9 protein-coding genes, 1 tRNA gene and 1 pseudogene are annotated in these 16,055 nt (G+C 42.6%); all 11 read left to right on the top strand.

Annotation, left to right across the window (positions count from 1 at the left end; genetic code table 11):
- Window positions 1-13 precede the first annotated feature (13 nt).
- Window positions 14-89, top strand: a tRNA-Trp gene (locus NPX99_RS07805).
- Between the two features lie 210 nt (window positions 90-299).
- Window positions 300-512 (top strand): preprotein translocase subunit SecE, encoded by a 213-nt coding sequence (gene secE / locus NPX99_RS07800; protein ID WP_269031291.1) that lies wholly within the window; start codon window positions 300-302, stop codon window positions 510-512.
- A gap of 20 nt (window positions 513-532) precedes the next feature.
- A complete protein-coding gene (nusG, locus tag NPX99_RS07795; protein WP_269031290.1) occupies window positions 533-1,063 on the top strand; it encodes a transcription termination/antitermination protein NusG in 531 nt (176 codons plus the stop codon).
- A 148-nt stretch (window positions 1,064-1,211) separates the two neighbouring features.
- On the top strand, window positions 1,212-1,640 hold the full coding sequence (rplK, locus tag NPX99_RS07790) for a 50S ribosomal protein L11 (RefSeq protein ID WP_126603919.1): 429 nt from the start codon (window positions 1,212-1,214) through the stop codon (window positions 1,638-1,640).
- Between the two features lie 4 nt (window positions 1,641-1,644).
- Window positions 1,645-2,343 carry a 50S ribosomal protein L1 gene (rplA, locus tag NPX99_RS07785; protein ID WP_269031292.1) on the top strand — a complete coding sequence of 233 codons (699 nt, stop codon included), beginning with the start codon at window positions 1,645-1,647 and terminating at the stop codon, window positions 2,341-2,343.
- 365 nt (window positions 2,344-2,708) lie between these two features.
- On the top strand, window positions 2,709-3,227 hold the full coding sequence (gene rplJ / locus NPX99_RS07780) for a 50S ribosomal protein L10 (protein WP_269031289.1): 519 nt from the start codon (window positions 2,709-2,711) through the stop codon (window positions 3,225-3,227).
- 99 nt (window positions 3,228-3,326) lie between these two features.
- The gene (gene rplL / locus NPX99_RS07775; RefSeq protein WP_004864933.1) at window positions 3,327-3,698 is read left to right on the top strand and encodes a 50S ribosomal protein L7/L12; all 372 of its coding nucleotides are present in this window, start codon (window positions 3,327-3,329) and stop codon (window positions 3,696-3,698) included.
- Window positions 3,699-3,764: 66 nt separating this feature from the next.
- Window positions 3,765-3,923, top strand: a complete 159-nt coding sequence (locus NPX99_RS07770) for a hypothetical protein (RefSeq protein ID WP_269031288.1) — start codon at window positions 3,765-3,767, stop codon at window positions 3,921-3,923.
- Window positions 3,924-3,980: 57 nt separating this feature from the next.
- Entirely contained in the window at window positions 3,981-8,129 is a 4,149-nt protein-coding gene (rpoB, locus tag NPX99_RS07765; protein WP_269031287.1) for a DNA-directed RNA polymerase subunit beta, read from the top strand.
- A gap of 178 nt (window positions 8,130-8,307) precedes the next feature.
- The gene (rpoC, locus tag NPX99_RS07760; protein ID WP_269031286.1) at window positions 8,308-12,519 is read left to right on the top strand and encodes a DNA-directed RNA polymerase subunit beta'; all 4,212 of its coding nucleotides are present in this window, start codon (window positions 8,308-8,310) and stop codon (window positions 12,517-12,519) included.
- A gap of 145 nt (window positions 12,520-12,664) precedes the next feature.
- Window positions 12,665-16,055, top strand: a pseudogene (locus NPX99_RS07755) (DUF637 domain-containing protein); the annotation flags it as partial.

Here is a 16,055-nt window from a genome sequence, read left to right as displayed (position 1 = left end):
AGTTTTAAGGATTAGGGGTATAGCTCAGTTGGTAGAGCGGCGGTCTCCAAAACCGCAGGTCGCGGGTTCAAGCCCTGCTGCCCCTGCCAAAGGGGAAATAAGGTTTTTTCTGTGATTAGGTGGATTTTAAACTACCTTTTTCGCTTTTTTTTCTATGGGGCTTGTTTTTTTGTGTATGAATCGGTATTGAATAGAGAATGAGGAAGTTGCATGAGGCTTGAGTATGGCTTTTTGCGCTTTTGTCGTATTTATTTTGTTGTATAAATCACAATAAAACTGGAAAGAGTATAGTGTGACTGATGGCATCTAAAACCAATCCAATTACCTTTTTAAAACAAGTTTATGCAGAAACAGTTAAGGTGAAATGGCCTACACGTCGTGAGACTGTAATTTCTACTATTATGGTACTGTTGGTAACTGCATTTGCTTCATTTTTCTTTTTTATTGTTGATCAGGCTGTGCATTTTGGTATTTGGCGGGGTATTGATCTACTAAAATATCTTTTTAGTTGAGAGTGCAAGGAAGTGTGATTGTGGCTGCTCGTTGGTATATTGTTCAAGCATATTCAAATTTCGAAAAGAAGGTAGCGGAAGCTATTGAAAAAGAGGTAAAGCAAAAAGGGCTTGATCACCTCTTTGAAAAGATTTTTGTTCCAACAGAGCGCGTTGTCGAAGTTCGTCGCGGGCGTAAGGTTGATTCTGAGCGGAAGTTTTTTCCTGGTTATGTTCTTGTTCGTGCTGAATTGACAGATGAAGTTTATCATCTCATTAAGAATACACCTAAAGTGACAGGTTTTTTAGGATCTGATGCGCGTCCCATTCCTATTTCTGATCGGGAGGTTGAACAGATTTTGAAACAAGTTCAGGCAGGCGGAGAGTCTCCAAAATCTTCTGTATTTTTTGAGGTTGGAGAGCAAGTTCGTGTTGCTGATGGTCCTTTTATTTCGTTTAATGGTGTTGTTCAAGAGGTTGAAGAAGAGCGTTCTCGCCTTAAAGTAGAGGTTTTGATTTTTGGGCGTCCTACGCCTGTTGATTTGGAGTTTGGTCAGGTTGAAAAACTCTGATAAGTTTAGAGTGGTTCTAACCACTTTGAGTGATTGGTGGGAGGTGATTTATGGCTTTTGTCGGCTTGATGATCCGAACCACTTGACTGCAGAAGGGTGGCGGGCAAGATCAATTGTTCGCATATCGTAAAATTGAAGGCAGATTATTATGGCAAAAAAAAGTATAGGGCAGCTTAAGTTGCAGGTTCCTGCGGGAGCTGCTACCCCATCTCCCCCGATTGGTCCAGCTCTTGGGCAACGTGGTATTAACATCATGGAATTCTGTAAAGCGTTTAATGCCGCTACGCAGGAAATGGAGAAGGGGGCACCGATTCCAGTCGTTATCACTTATTATCAAGATAAGTCTTTTACATTTTCTTTGAAGACTCCTCCCGTATCATTTTTTTTAAAGAAGGAGGCGAATTTGAAATCTGGTTCAAAAGAGCCTGGTAAAGTGTCTGTAGGAAGCATCTCTCGTGATAAGATTCGTTCAATTGCAGAAGCGAAGATGAAGGATCTTAATGCAAATGACGTTGAATCTGCGATGCGCATGGTTGAAGGTTCAGCACGCTCTATGGGCTTGGAAGTGGTGGGCTAAGATTATGGCAAAAGTAGCAAAGAGAATAAAAAATATCCGCAAAGATATTAATTTTAATGAACTTTACGCTTTAAAAGATGCGGTTTCGATGGTTAAAGAGCGTGCAGTTGCTAAATTTGATGAAACAATTGAGATTTCGATGAACTTAGGTGTTGATCCTCGTCATGCTGATCAAATGGTTCGTGGCGTTGCGCATTTACCTAATGGAACAGGGCGGAATATTCGTGTTGCTGTTTTTGCACGTGGGGATAAGTCAGAGGAAGCAAAGGCTGCTGGTGCTGATATTGTCGGGGCTGAAGATTTATTCGAGAGCATTAATGGTGGAACGATTGATTTTGACCGTTGTATTGCAACACCAGATATGATGCCTCTGGTTGGTCGTCTTGGTAAGATTCTTGGTCCACGCAGTTTAATGCCAAATCCAAAAGTTGGTACTGTGACACTTGATGTTGCTAGTGCGGTCAAAGCTTCTAAGGGTGGAGCTGTTGAGTTTCGTGTTGAAAAAGCTGGTATTGTGCATGCTGGTATTGGCAAGGCTTCTTTTGGTGTTGAAAAGATAGTGGAAAATATTAAAGCTTTTGCGAGTGCTGTTATTAAAGCTAAACCGCAAGGTGCAAAAGGTGAGTATGTTAAGCGAGTTGCAGTTTCTTCAACTATGGGGATTGGAGTTAAAGTTGATCCTGCAACTGTTCGTTCAGAGTAAGTTTAAACCAGATTTGTAATTTTATTTTGGGGTATGTAAAGACCAAGATTGTGTTTAGAATGTTGATTTTTCGGCATTTATCTATCTGAGCTTTAGCGAGCTTGGGTTATACCGGAAGAAATTCCGGAATATCCTGTCCGAGATTGTGGGTGATACTGTTTGAGGTATCTTAATCGAAAAAAACCCGCATGAGACTGGGGTAAAAACTGAGAGTTAAAAGACTTAAAGGGTTTGAACCAAGGTTGCCTTTGAGCGCTGTGCGTGAAGAAGGGGACAGGATCCTCATCGATAACATAAAATGTTTTATGTTATCAAAGGTAACCAACGGATTTGTTTTCAATAAATCTGTTAAATGGAGAAAAACAGTGAATAGAGCGGAAAAACGCGAATTTGTTACATGGCTTAACGAGGCTTTTCGGAAGTCTGGTTCTGTTGTTGTTGCACATTATTCTGGCCTGACAGTTTCACAGATGAATGATCTTCGTTCAAAAATGGGTGAAGCTGGCGGTGCAGTTAAAGTCGCCAAAAACCGTCTTGCTAAAATCGCTCTTCAGGGCACGGAATCTGAATCGCTAGTGGATTTGTTTATTGGGCAAACACTTATTGCTTATTCAGAAGATCCAATTACAGCACCGAAAGTTGCTGTTGATTTTGCTAAAAACAATGACAAATTTGTCATCCTTGGTGGTTCAATGGGTGCAACAAGTTTGAGTGTAGATGCTGTGAAGTCATTGGCTTCATTGCCCTCATTAAACGAGTTGCGGGCAAAACTCGTAGGTATGATTTCTACCCCTGCGACCCGTATTGCACAAGTTGTTAATGCTCCTGCTGGTCAGGTTGCACGTGTCATTGGAGCATATGCTCAGGGGAATAAGGCGGCTTAAGGCTGTTTTATATTCACGTTTATGGGAAAGTTTTTATGCTTTTCTGTTTTTTTGAATAATAAATAATGGTTCAAATCTTTTAATTGAAGGAATTTAAAAATGGCTGATCTAGCGAAGATCGTAGAAGACCTTTCTAACCTAACCCTTTTGGAAGCTGCTGAGCTTTCTAAGTTATTGGAAGAAAAATGGGGCGTTTCAGCTGCTGCTCCTGTAGCTGTAGCTGCTGTTGCTGGTGCTGCTGCTCCAGCTGCAGAAGAAAAAACAGAATTTGATGTTATTCTTATTGAAGGTGGCGCGCAAAAAATTAATGTCATTAAAGAAGTTCGCGCACTGACTGGACTTGGTTTGAAAGAAGCTAAAGATTTGGTTGAAGGAGCGCCTAAACCTATTAAAGAAGGTGCTTCTAAAGATGAAGCAGAAAAAATTAAATCTCAGCTTGAAGCAGCTGGTGCTAAAGTTGAACTTAAATAAATTTGTTTTAATCGGCGGGCATTTATGTTCGCCGATTTCCTTTCTCTAAAAGAGGGGAGATGATCAATGAAAACCTTTTTCCAACAGTTGAATAGCTGTAATGGATGTTGGGTTTACTTCTCGTTTCCTCATCGTAGCCAAGTGTATGGTTGGCTTGTGTTGTGGGGAAAAATAGTGGTACTCATTATCGGGTATCAAGTGAACTGGTCTGCATGTGCAGGTTAATGACATAAAGCTTTCAAGGTTTAGTCTACCTTGAAGAGTAAAGATCAAGGAGCGACGATGGCTCAGACCCTAGCGATGATGTCTCAATTCAATGGTCGTAAGCGCGTACGCAAATTTTTTGGTAAGATTCCTGAAGTAGCAGAGATGCCGAATCTTATTGAGGTTCAAAAAGCGTCATACGATCAGTTTCTCATGGTTGAGGAACCGAAAGGTGGACGACCAGATGAAGGTTTGCAAGCTGTTTTTAAATCGGTATTTCCTATTTCGGACTTTTCCGGTACAGCTATGCTCGAGTTTGTTGGTTATGAATTTGATTTACCGAAATTTGATGTTGAAGAATGCCGTCAGCGTGATTTGACCTATGCTGCACCGTTAAAGGTGATATTACGTTTAATCGTTTTTGATATTGATGAGGATACCGGATCAAAAGATATCAAAGATATTAAAGAGCAAGGCGTTTATATGGGCGATATGCCTTTAATGACGAAAAATGGTACTTTCATCATTAATGGTACGGAACGTGTTATTGTTTCACAGATGCATCGTTCTCCTGGTGTCTTTTTTGATCATGATAAAGGAAAGTCGCATTCATCGGGAAAGTTCCTTTTTGCTGCTCGTGTTATTCCTTATCGTGGTTCTTGGCTTGATATTGAGTTTGATGCTAAGGACATTATTTATGCCCGTATTGATCGGCGGCGCAAGATTCCCGTTACAAGTCTTCTGATGGCATTAGGTATGGATGCATCAGATATTTTGTCAACATTTTATAATAAAGTCACTTATGAGCGAGATGGGGACGGATGGCGTATTCCTTATTCTGTTGATCGCTTTAAAGGAATGAAGCTTGTTTCTGATCTTGTAGATGCAGATAGTGGTGAAGTTGTTGCCGAGTCTGGTAAAAAGCTAACACTTCGTGCTGCAAAGTCTTTAGCTGAAAAAGGTCTCAAAGCGGTTAAAGTTAGTGAAGATGATTTATTGGGATGTTATCTAGCAGAAGATATAGTCAATTATCAGACCGGTGAGATTTATCTTGAAGCTGGTGATGAAATTGATGAAAAAATATTGAAGATTTTGTCTGATGTTCATGCGGATCAAATTAATATCCTTGATATTGATCACATGAATATTGGAGCCTATATCCGTAATACTTTAAAAGTGGATAAAAATGAAAGCCGGCAGGATGCGTTGTTTGATATTTATCGCGTTATGCGTCCAGGTGAGCCTCCAACAATGGATACAGCGGAAGCTATGTTCCATTCGTTATTTTTTGATCCAGAGCGTTATGATCTTTCAGCCGTAGGGCGCGTTAAGATGAATTTGCGTATGGATCTTGATTGTCCAGACACGGTTCGCATTTTGCGTCAAGAAGATATTCTTGCTGTTGTTAAGATGTTGGTTGAATTGCGTGATGGTCGTGGTGAAATTGATGATATTGATAATCTTGGCAATCGACGCGTTCGCTCAGTTGGGGAGTTGATGGAAAATCAGTATCGCATTGGTTTACTTCGTATGGAGCGTGCGATAAAAGAGCGTATGTCATCAGTTGAAATTGACACAGTCATGCCACAGGATTTGATAAATGCAAAGCCTGCAGCGGCAGCTGTTCGTGAGTTTTTTGGATCTTCACAATTATCGCAGTTTATGGATCAAACCAACCCCTTGTCAGAAATTACGCACAAGCGTCGTCTTTCCGCGCTTGGTCCGGGAGGTTTGACCCGTGAACGTGCAGGTTTTGAAGTTCGTGATGTCCATCCTACGCATTATGGTCGCATTTGTCCGATTGAAACACCGGAAGGTCCCAATATTGGTCTGATTAACTCTTTAGCGACATTCGCGCGCGTTAATAAATATGGTTTTATTGAGAGCCCATATCGTAAAATTATTGATGGTAGAGTGACAACAGAAGTTGTTTATCTGTCTGCTATGGAAGAATCAAAGCATTATGTTGCTCAAGCCAATTCTTCATTAGATGCTGAAGGGCGCTTTACAGAAGAATTCGTTGTTTGTCGTCATGCGGGGGAAGTTTTGATGGCCCCGCGCGATCATGTGGATTTGATGGATGTTTCACCAAAACAGTTGGTTTCAGTAGCGGCAGCTCTTATTCCATTTTTGGAAAATGATGATGCGAATCGTGCGTTGATGGGTTCAAACATGCAACGTCAAGCGGTTCCGCTTGTACGTGCTGAAGCACCATTTGTTGGGACAGGGATGGAATCCGTTGTTGCTCGTGATTCAGGGGCGGCGGTTAGTGCAAAGCGTGGTGGTATTGTTGATCAGGTTGATGCAACGCGTATTGTGATCCGTGCAACAGAGGATTTAGATCCTTCAAAGTCTGGTGTTGATATTTATCGTTTACAGAAATTTCAACGTTCCAACCAGTCTACTTGTATTAACCAGCGTCCTCTTGTGCATGTAGGGGATCGGATAGAGAAGGGTGATATTATTGCCGATGGTCCCTCTACGGATCTTGGTGATTTAGCACTTGGGCGAAATGTTCTTGTGGCCTTTATGCCTTGGAATGGGTACAATTATGAAGATTCGATTTTGTTATCCGAGCGTATTGTTGCCGATGATGTTTTTACCTCCATTCATATTGAGGAATTTGAAGTTGCAGCACGTGATACAAAGCTTGGTCCGGAAGAAATTACACGCGATATTCCTAACGTTGCAGAAGAAGCGTTAAGAAATCTTGATGAAGCTGGTATTATTTATATTGGTGCTGAAGTTCAGCCTGGTGATATTTTGGTTGGTAAAATTACACCAAAGGGTGAAAGTCCCATGACCCCAGAAGAGAAGCTTCTGCGTGCTATTTTTGGCGAAAAAGCTTCAGACGTTCGTGATACTTCTATGCGAATGCCTCCTGGAACTTTTGGAACTGTTGTTGAAGTTCGTGTTTTTAACCGCCACGGTGTGGAAAAAGATGAGCGCGCAATGGCCATTGAACGCGAAGAAATTGAGCGTTTAGCGAAAGACCGTGATGATGAACAGTCAATTCTTGATCGCAATGTTTATGCGCGTCTTACTGATATGTTGACAGGTAAAGTTGCTGTAGAAGGCCCAAAAGGTTTTTCGGGCAGCAAGAAGCTTGATAATACGGTGATGGGACACTATCCGCGTTCGCAATGGTGGCAATTTGCTGTTGAGGATGAAAAGCTTCAGAATGAAATTGAGGCTTTGCGTAAGCAATATGATGAATCGAAAGAAGCGTTACAACGTCGCTTTATGGATAAAGTTGAAAAGGTTCAAAGAGGCGATGAAATGCCTCCTGGTGTCATGAAAATGGTGAAGGTTTTTGTAGCTGTAAAGCGCAAAATCCAACCAGGTGACAAAATGGCCGGACGTCATGGTAATAAGGGTGTTGTATCGCGTATTCTTCCCATAGAGGATATGCCATTTCTTGAGGATGGAACCCATGCTGATATCGTGTTGAATCCGCTTGGTGTGCCTAGTCGTATGAATGTTGGACAAATTCTTGAGACACATCTTGGTTGGGCGTGTGCGGGTATGGGCAAGAAGATTGGCGATTTGATAGAGTTGTATCAAGAGACTGGTGATATCCTTCCTTTGCGTCAGCGTATTGAGAATCTTATGCCTGATAATGATCATAATGAGCCAGTACGTCAGTATGATAACAAGAGCCTTTACAAATTAGCGCAGCAGATGAGGAAAGGCGTTTCGATTGCAACACCTGTTTTTGATGGAGCGCATGAAGCTGATATCAACATGATGCTGGAGGATGCTGGACTAGATAGTTCCGGACAGGTTACGCTTTATGATGGTCGTACTGGTGAGCCTTTTGATCGTCCGGTGACAGTTGGGTATATTTATATGTTAAAACTGCATCACCTTGTTGATGATAAGATTCATGCACGTTCGATTGGACCATATTCTCTGGTTACACAGCAGCCATTAGGTGGTAAGGCCCAATTTGGTGGTCAGCGTTTTGGTGAAATGGAGGTCTGGGCACTTGAAGCCTATGGGGCTGCTTACACTTTGCAAGAGATGTTGACTGTAAAATCAGATGATGTGGCTGGTCGAACAAAAGTCTATGAGGCGATTGTACGCGGTGATGATACATTTGAGGCAGGTATACCCGAAAGTTTTAATGTGTTGGTAAAAGAAATGCGTTCACTGGCTCTTAATGTAGAACTTGATGACGCACGTGAGCTTATTGCGCAGCGGGCATTGTCTGGTACAACTGAATAATAATGGAGAAGCGCACTGGGAAGAGTGCGCTTTGATTGTCTTGAGAGAGACTCATAAAAAAAACTTTTATTAAGGTAGCACAGATAGTTTAAAAAGTAGAAATGGGTTTTAAATACAATCTGTGATAAAATTAATGAGATATTACAACAGGTTCTAAGAATCTTTGAAGGAGAACGGCATGAACCACGAGGTCATGAATCTTTTCAATCCTCAGGCGCCAGCGCAGACATTTGACTCTATTCGTATTTCCATTGCGAGTCCTGAGAAGATTTTGTCTTGGTCGTATGGTGAGATTAAGAAGCCTGAGACTATTAATTATAGGACTTTTAAGCCAGAGCGTGATGGACTTTTTTGTGCACGTATATTTGGTCCTATTAAGGACTATGAGTGTTTATGCGGTAAATATAAACGCATGAAATATAAGGGCATTATCTGTGAAAAATGTGGTGTAGAGGTGACTCTTTCACGCGTACGGCGTGAGCGCATGGGGCATATTGAGCTTGCGGCACCTGTTGCACATATTTGGTTTCTTAAGTCTTTACCAGGACGTATTTCCACACTTTTAGATCTAACTTTGAAGGATATTGAACGGGTTCTTTATTTTGAGAATTATATTGTCACAGAACCAGGATTGACATCCCTCAAGCTCCATCAACTTCTTTCTGAAGAAGAGTATATGCTTGCTATTGATGAGTTCGGAGAAGACCAGTTTACAGCTATGATTGGCGCTGAGGCTATTTATGAGCTTCTAGCCGGTATGGAATTAGAGAAGATCGCGAATGATTTGCGTGTTGAATTGTCTGAGACGACTTCGGAATTAAAGCAGAAAAAACTGATTAAAAGACTTAAGATTGTTGAGAATTTCCTTGAATCTGGTAATAAACCAGAATGGATGATTATGAAGACGATTCCAGTCATTCCACCTGATTTACGTCCATTGGTTCCACTTGATGGTGGGCGTTTTGCAACATCAGATCTGAATGATCTTTATAGACGTGTCATAAATCGTAATAACCGTTTAAAACGATTGATTGAATTGCGTGCTCCTGGGATTATTGTGCGCAATGAAAAACGTATGGTGCAAGAAGCTGTTGATGCATTGTTCGATAATGGTCGACGTGGGCGTGTGATTACTGGAGCAAATAAGCGTCCGCTTAAGTCTCTTTCAGATATGCTAAAGGGTAAGCAAGGGCGTTTCCGTCAAAACCTACTTGGAAAGCGTGTTGATTATTCGGGGCGTTCCGTTATCGTGACTGGTCCTGAATTAAAATTGCATCAATGTGGTCTTCCTAAAAAAATGGCTCTCGAATTATTTAAGCCGTTTATTTATGCGCGTCTTGATGCAAAGGGCTATTCATCAACTGTAAAACAAGCAAAGAAACTTGTTGAAAAAGAACATCCGGAAGTTTGGGATATCTTGGATGAGGTTATCCGTGAACATCCTGTTTTGCTGAATCGTGCGCCAACATTGCACCGTTTGGGGATTCAGGCATTTGAGCCTATCTTAATTGAGGGGAAAGCTATACAACTTCATCCGTTGGTATGTACTGCTTTTAATGCGGATTTTGATGGCGATCAAATGGCAGTTCATGTTCCGCTTTCTCTTGAAGCGCAGCTTGAAGCGCGTGTTTTGATGATGTCGACCAATAATATTCTTCATCCAGCCAATGGTGCACCGATTATTGTTCCATCACAGGATATGGTTCTTGGTCTTTACTATCTTTCAATTGTTTCTGAAAAAGAACCAGGTGAAGGAATGGCTTTTTCTGATATAGGTGAACTCCACCACGCCTTGGAAAATAAAGTTATAACTCTCCATACAAAGATCAAAGGCCGCGTTAACAATATAGGAAAAGATGGGAAGAAAGTTGCTAAACTTTATGAGACAACACCTGGACGTTTGATTATTGGGGAGCTTTTGCCGAAAAATCCGAATATCTCGTTTGATATTGTTAACCAAGAAATGACTAAAAAGAATATTTCTAAAATGATTGATCAAGTTTATCGGCATTGTGGGCAAAAAGAGACAGTTATTTTTTGTGATCGTATTATGCAACTTGGTTTTTCTTATGCCTGTCGTGCAGGAATTTCGTTCGGCAAGGATGATATGGTTATCCCTGATAGTAAGTCGCGTTTGGTTGCAGAAACAGAAGCTTTGGCAAAAGAGTATGAACAGCAATATAATGATGGTCTGATTACACAAGGTGAGAAATATAACAAAGTCGTAGATGCGTGGGGTAAATGTACGGATCGTGTTGCCGATGAGATGATGAAACGTATTCAGGCTGTTGAATTTGATCCTAAAACAGGTCGTCAGCGGCCAATGAATTCAATTTATATGATGTCGCATTCTGGTGCGCGTGGTTCTGCTAACCAGATGAAACAATTAGCTGGTATGCGTGGATTAATGGCAAAGCCATCGGGTGAAATTATTGAAACACCAATCATTTCAAATTTTAAGGAGGGTCTAACTGTTAACGAATATTTTAACTCGACTCACGGTGCACGTAAGGGGCTTGCTGATACTGCATTAAAAACAGCTAACTCTGGTTATCTGACACGACGTCTTGTTGATGTTGCGCAGGATGCTATTATTTCAGCAGTTGATTGTGGTACTGCAAAAGGGCTTACGATGCAGCCGATTGTTGATGCAGGACAAATTGTTGCATCTCTTGGGCAAAGAATTCTTGGTCGCACAGCACTTGTTGATATTTTACATCCAGTTTCTGGAGAGGTTATTCTTGAAGGTGGTGCGATGATTGAGGAAGCTGATATTGCTAAGATCGAAGAAGCTGGAATTCAGTCTGTGCAAATCCGCTCTGCTTTGACATGTGAAACGCGCCTTGGTGTTTGCGCCAAATGCTATGGTCGTGATTTGGCGCGCGGGACACCAGTTAATCAGGGAGAGGCAGTTGGTGTTATTGCAGCTCAGTCCATTGGTGAACCAGGAACGCAGCTTACTATGCGTACTTTCCACTTGGGGGGGACGGCGCAGGTTGTTGATTCATCTCATTTAGAAGCCTCTTATGAAGGTATAGTGGAAATTCGTAATCGCAATGTAGTCCGCAATTCTGAAGGTCATTTGGTGGTTATGGGGCGTAATATGGCTATCCTTATCAAGGATGAGACTGGTAAAGAGCGTGTGGTGCATCGTGTTAGCTATGGTGCACATATCTTTGTTGATGATGGTGATGTAGTTAAATGTGGTCAACGTATAGCAGAGTGGGATCCTTATACACGTCCTGTTTTAACTGAAGTTGAGGGCTATATAGGCTTTGAGGATATGATTGATGGTTTATCAGTTACTGAAACAGCTGATGAATCTACAGGTATTACGAAACGTTTGGTCATTGATTGGCGTGCTAATCCGCGTGGTGCTGATTTAAAACCAGCTATTATCATCCACACAGATAAAAAAGGTGAGACCATTGCCAAATTGTATAAGGGAGGTGAGGCCCGTTACATGATGTCCGTGGAAACCATTCTTTCTGTTGAGCCTGGTTCTCATGTTAAGGCTGGTGACGTGATTGCTCGCTTGCCAATGGAAAGTGCTAAGACAAAAGATATTACAGGTGGTCTACCACGTGTGGCTGAACTTTTTGAAGCACGGCGTCCAAAGGATCACGCTATTATTGCTGAGGTTAGTGGTACAATTCGGTTTGGTCGTGGTTATAAAAATAAGCGCCGTATTATCATTGAGCCAAATGATGAGACTCTTGAGCCGGTAGAATATTTAATTCCAAAGGGTAAATTATTTCATTTCCAAGAAGGCGATCAAATTGAAAAAGGAGATTATATCCTTGATGGAAATCCTGCTCCTCATGATATTTTGGCGATTAAGGGTGTTGAAGCGTTGGCATCTTATCTTGTTAATGAAATTCAAGAAGTTTACCGTTTGCAAGGTGTTTTAATTAATGACAAGCACATTGAAGTGATTGTTCGTCAGATGTTGCAAAAAGTTGAGATTACTGAATCTGGAGATTCTGGTTATATTCCAGGTGATAATGTTGATCGTATTGAACTTGATGAAATTAATGATAATTTAATTGCAGAAGGGAAGAGACCTGCATCTGGTACTCCCATCCTACTTGGGATTACAAAAGCTTCTCTTCAAACACCATCATTTATTTCAGCAGCATCATTTCAAGAAACAACAAGGGTGCTTACTGAGGCAGCAGTTTCTGGTAAAATTGATACTTTGCAAGGACTTAAGGAAAATGTTATTGTTGGTCGTCTTATTCCTGCGGGTACAGGTGGTACAATTTCTCAAATCCGCCGTATCGCTTCAGTTCGTGATGATTTAATCGTAGATGAACAGCGAAAATCTAGCAACAGTGAGATGGCTAAAGCTATGTTAACAAATATGACAACTGAAGCGGTTGCTGAATAATTTATATACATGTAACAAATGATCTGAGAGCGCCCAAATAGATAATTTGGGCGTTTTTTATATCTCACAATATAGAATTGACATATTTTCTGAAAAAAAATATGACTGCAAAAGCTGTAAAGTGATTATGGTTTGAAGCATTTGTTTAACCGCCGCTGCCTTGAGCAATGCAGGTAGCATGGGTTCGAGTGGTGATGGCGTTACCCTCAATATGACGGGGGATATCAGCAATAGTGGGCTGATTTATGCCAACAAGTCAGCAACCCTCTCCTTGGATGGAACATTCCTCAATAAATTTGGTGATGTCATTGCTGAAGACAGTCTCATTTTCCGTGGTTTAAGTGGAGAACGGGCTGGTTCTGTAATCAACAGTTCTGGGCTTTTAGAAGCCGTCTCCGGCGATATGATCTTCGATGTCTCTTCACTTACCAATATGCGTGAAGGTGGGGTTGAAGTGACTGATAAGCTGTTTTGGTACGATTACAAGAAAGGAGATTGGGAACCAATTCCTAATCTTGATCACCACCAGATCAAGGAAGATGTGGAGAGCACCATTATTCGTCAGCAGTCTCATTTTACCAATAATGCAGCACAGATTTTGGTAGGGCGTCATTTAACAGTTCATGCTGGTGAGATCAGCAATAGCTATAGTTTGATTGCCGCCAATGGCAATATTGCAATGCAAGGCGATACTTTGCTCAATGAAGGGTATGATTTAATCGAAACAACCAAAATTGTCACTGAGACGAGCCGCAGAAAGAAGAAATGTAGACCGTGGAATTTAGGGTGTACGGCGGGGGGCGTAAAAGGTGAAGGACATTATACCGATACCAAAACAACCACGCGTACTTATGATGCGGTTTACGGCACGATTGAAGCAGGTGGCACTCTTGATGCAAAGGTAACAGGCTATCTTGACAATCATGCGGTGCGTGGGGGAGCAGGTCAAGTTGGTTTAAGCTCTGGTGATAAAAGCTTGGCTGGTGTTAAAAATACCGATTTTGATAGTTCAAAACTGCTGATCAGCAAGGATCGATTAGAGGGCATTATCAAAGGGTTAACGGGGCACAAAGCACTTTTTGTTCCGAGCCCGCAAACACCAGCAGCAGAGTCCATACAGGTGCCTACACAAGAGGGGCTTCGTTCTGTCAAGACAGAGTTGGTAGGCACGCAAACCCCGCAAGTATCATTTGTGGTCGAAACACGTCCAGATTTTATTAATCCAAGCAAATTTTTAGGGTCTGACTACTACTTAAAAAAGATTGGCAATTATAAGCCTGAACAAGTGTTTAAAAGGTTGGGGGATGCTTATTTTGAATATCGCTTGGTGGGGGAGCAAATCTTTGAGTTGACTGGCAATCGCACTCTGTTTGAGGTTGAAGATCCCAATGCCCAAATGCAAAGGCTCTACGACAATGCTGTGGAGCAGCAAGGTCCTTTGGGACTAGAGCTAGGCAAGCCCTTAACGCCCCAGCAGATTGCTGGGATCAAAAAGGATATGATTTGGCTTGAGACCTACTTTGTTGATGGACAAGAGGTCTTGGTGCCCCACGTTTATTTGGCAAGCACGTCCTCTTCAGAACAAGGGATAAACAATGAACAAAGAACTCAAGGGAAGTTAGCCAGTGCGCATTTGAAAGGCAAAGGGGTCACCTTGAGTGCGGACCGTCTGACCAATAGCGGTGCTGTGATAAGTGATGATGCACTCCATGTGACGACCACACAAACTTTGTTCAATAACGGTGGTTTTTTGGATGCTACCGGACCTGTAGATCTCACCAGTGGTGGTCTTTTAGCCAATATGTCAGGTGTTATTCATGGTGATAAGGTCACCATGACGGGTCATACAATTGTCAATAGCACGGCAAAAATCCGTGACACGAATGCATATGGTTTTGCTGATCGGGCTGGGCAGAAGGGACAAATTCTCTCTGAGCATGAATTAAACATCCATTCCCTTGGAGATCTTGGCGCAGAGGGTGGGGAATTCACCAGCGGCGGTCCAATGACGTTGATTGTCGATGGTTCTGCTAGCATGAGCGCATTGGCGCTAGAGAGTGAACACAAGGAGACCTTGGACAAAGGGCATTATAACGCCCAAAGCAGTTTCCATCAGTTGAGTGAACTCAACAGTGGGGATGATCTTAACCTTATTACAAATGGCGACCTCACCATGGATGGGGTTAAGGTTAAAGGAAAGGGTGAGGGGAATTTCACCAGTGGTGGTGCCCTCACCATGACTTCGGTGCAAGATTTTGACAGTTTTGACTTAGACCTTAGGGGCAAAGAAGGCGACAAATCGAAGCAAAAGAATAAGTTTCGTCAACAATCAACAGAAGTTACCACAAACAAAACTACGGTAGATGTTAGCAAAGATCTCTTCATGCATGCGCAAAACGGGGATATCACACTTGGTGCGGTAGGGCTCTCAAGTGATGGTGAGACGCATTTGACGGCAGATTAAGGGGAAGATCAAGTTTCTGACCAATAAGGATCAAGATTTTAAGGACACTTATCAGCGTAACGAAAACCTTCTGTGGTGGAGTGAGAGCGACAAAGGTTACCTTAAGGAGACCATCGAGCATGTCACCATAGATGCTAAGGGTGGCGTGAAGATTGATGCTGGCAATGGCATTGTTGTTGAATATGAGGCAACCGGTGATTTAGACAAATCTCTAGAGCAATTGTCTCGCTCTCCAGGGATGGCATGGATTAAGCAACTACGAGATGATCCGGCTTTAGCTAAGCAAGTGGATTGGCAAGCCGTTCAAGCTGAGTTTAAAGACTGGGATTATAAAGCCCAAGGTTTGACAGAAGCTGGTGCGGCTCTCGTGGCATTGGTTGTCACAGCCGTCACGGGCGGAGCAGCCTCGGGCGCTGCCAGTGCCATTACCGGTGCTTTAGGGGTTGGCTCTAGCACGGCCATGAATGCCGCGATACAGGCAGGTGTGCAAGCACTGATTAACAAGAGTGCTGTGGCGCTTGTCAATAATCGCGGCAACATTGCCGGTGCATTGCATGAGCTTGGCTCTTCCAAGACACTTCTTAGCATTGTCTCTTCCATGGTGACAGCCGGTTTGACCAGTCAATTAACAAGCATGGCAGGGGTTGGGCAGTCTTTACCCAAAACGGCGCCTTTTGTCGATCGTATTGCCCATGAAGCAGAAAAGAACCTGATCAAAGCGGCCATTGGCGCAAGCGTGCAAACGGCTCTTGAGGGCGGCTCTCTTGACAAGAACTTTATTACAAACCTGCGCACCGCTCTGTCAGGGACCATTGGCAAGGCGTTAGCGGAAGAAATTGGCACGGCTAAGGCGGATGGTAAAATAGACACAGTCACGCAAATTGTTGCCCATGCGGGTCTTGGCTGTCTTGTCGGCGCCACCGCCAATGGCGCTTGCACCGCTGGTGCTGTGGGCGGTGTTGTGGGAGAAGCCACAGCTATGCTCCAGTTTAAACTGTGGATGCAAGGGATTGTCCGAGAGGAAGTGGGGGACCTGAATGGGCGCACACCCACACCAGAAGAACAAGCCCGT

Origin of the sequence: Bartonella sp. 220B, from assembly GCF_026930205.1 — a bacterium.
In the GTDB taxonomy this organism is placed as follows: Bacteria; Pseudomonadota; Alphaproteobacteria; order Rhizobiales; family Rhizobiaceae; genus Bartonella.
Note: the sequence above shows the minus strand (reverse complement) of the source record. Positions and strands in the feature narration are given on the sequence as shown.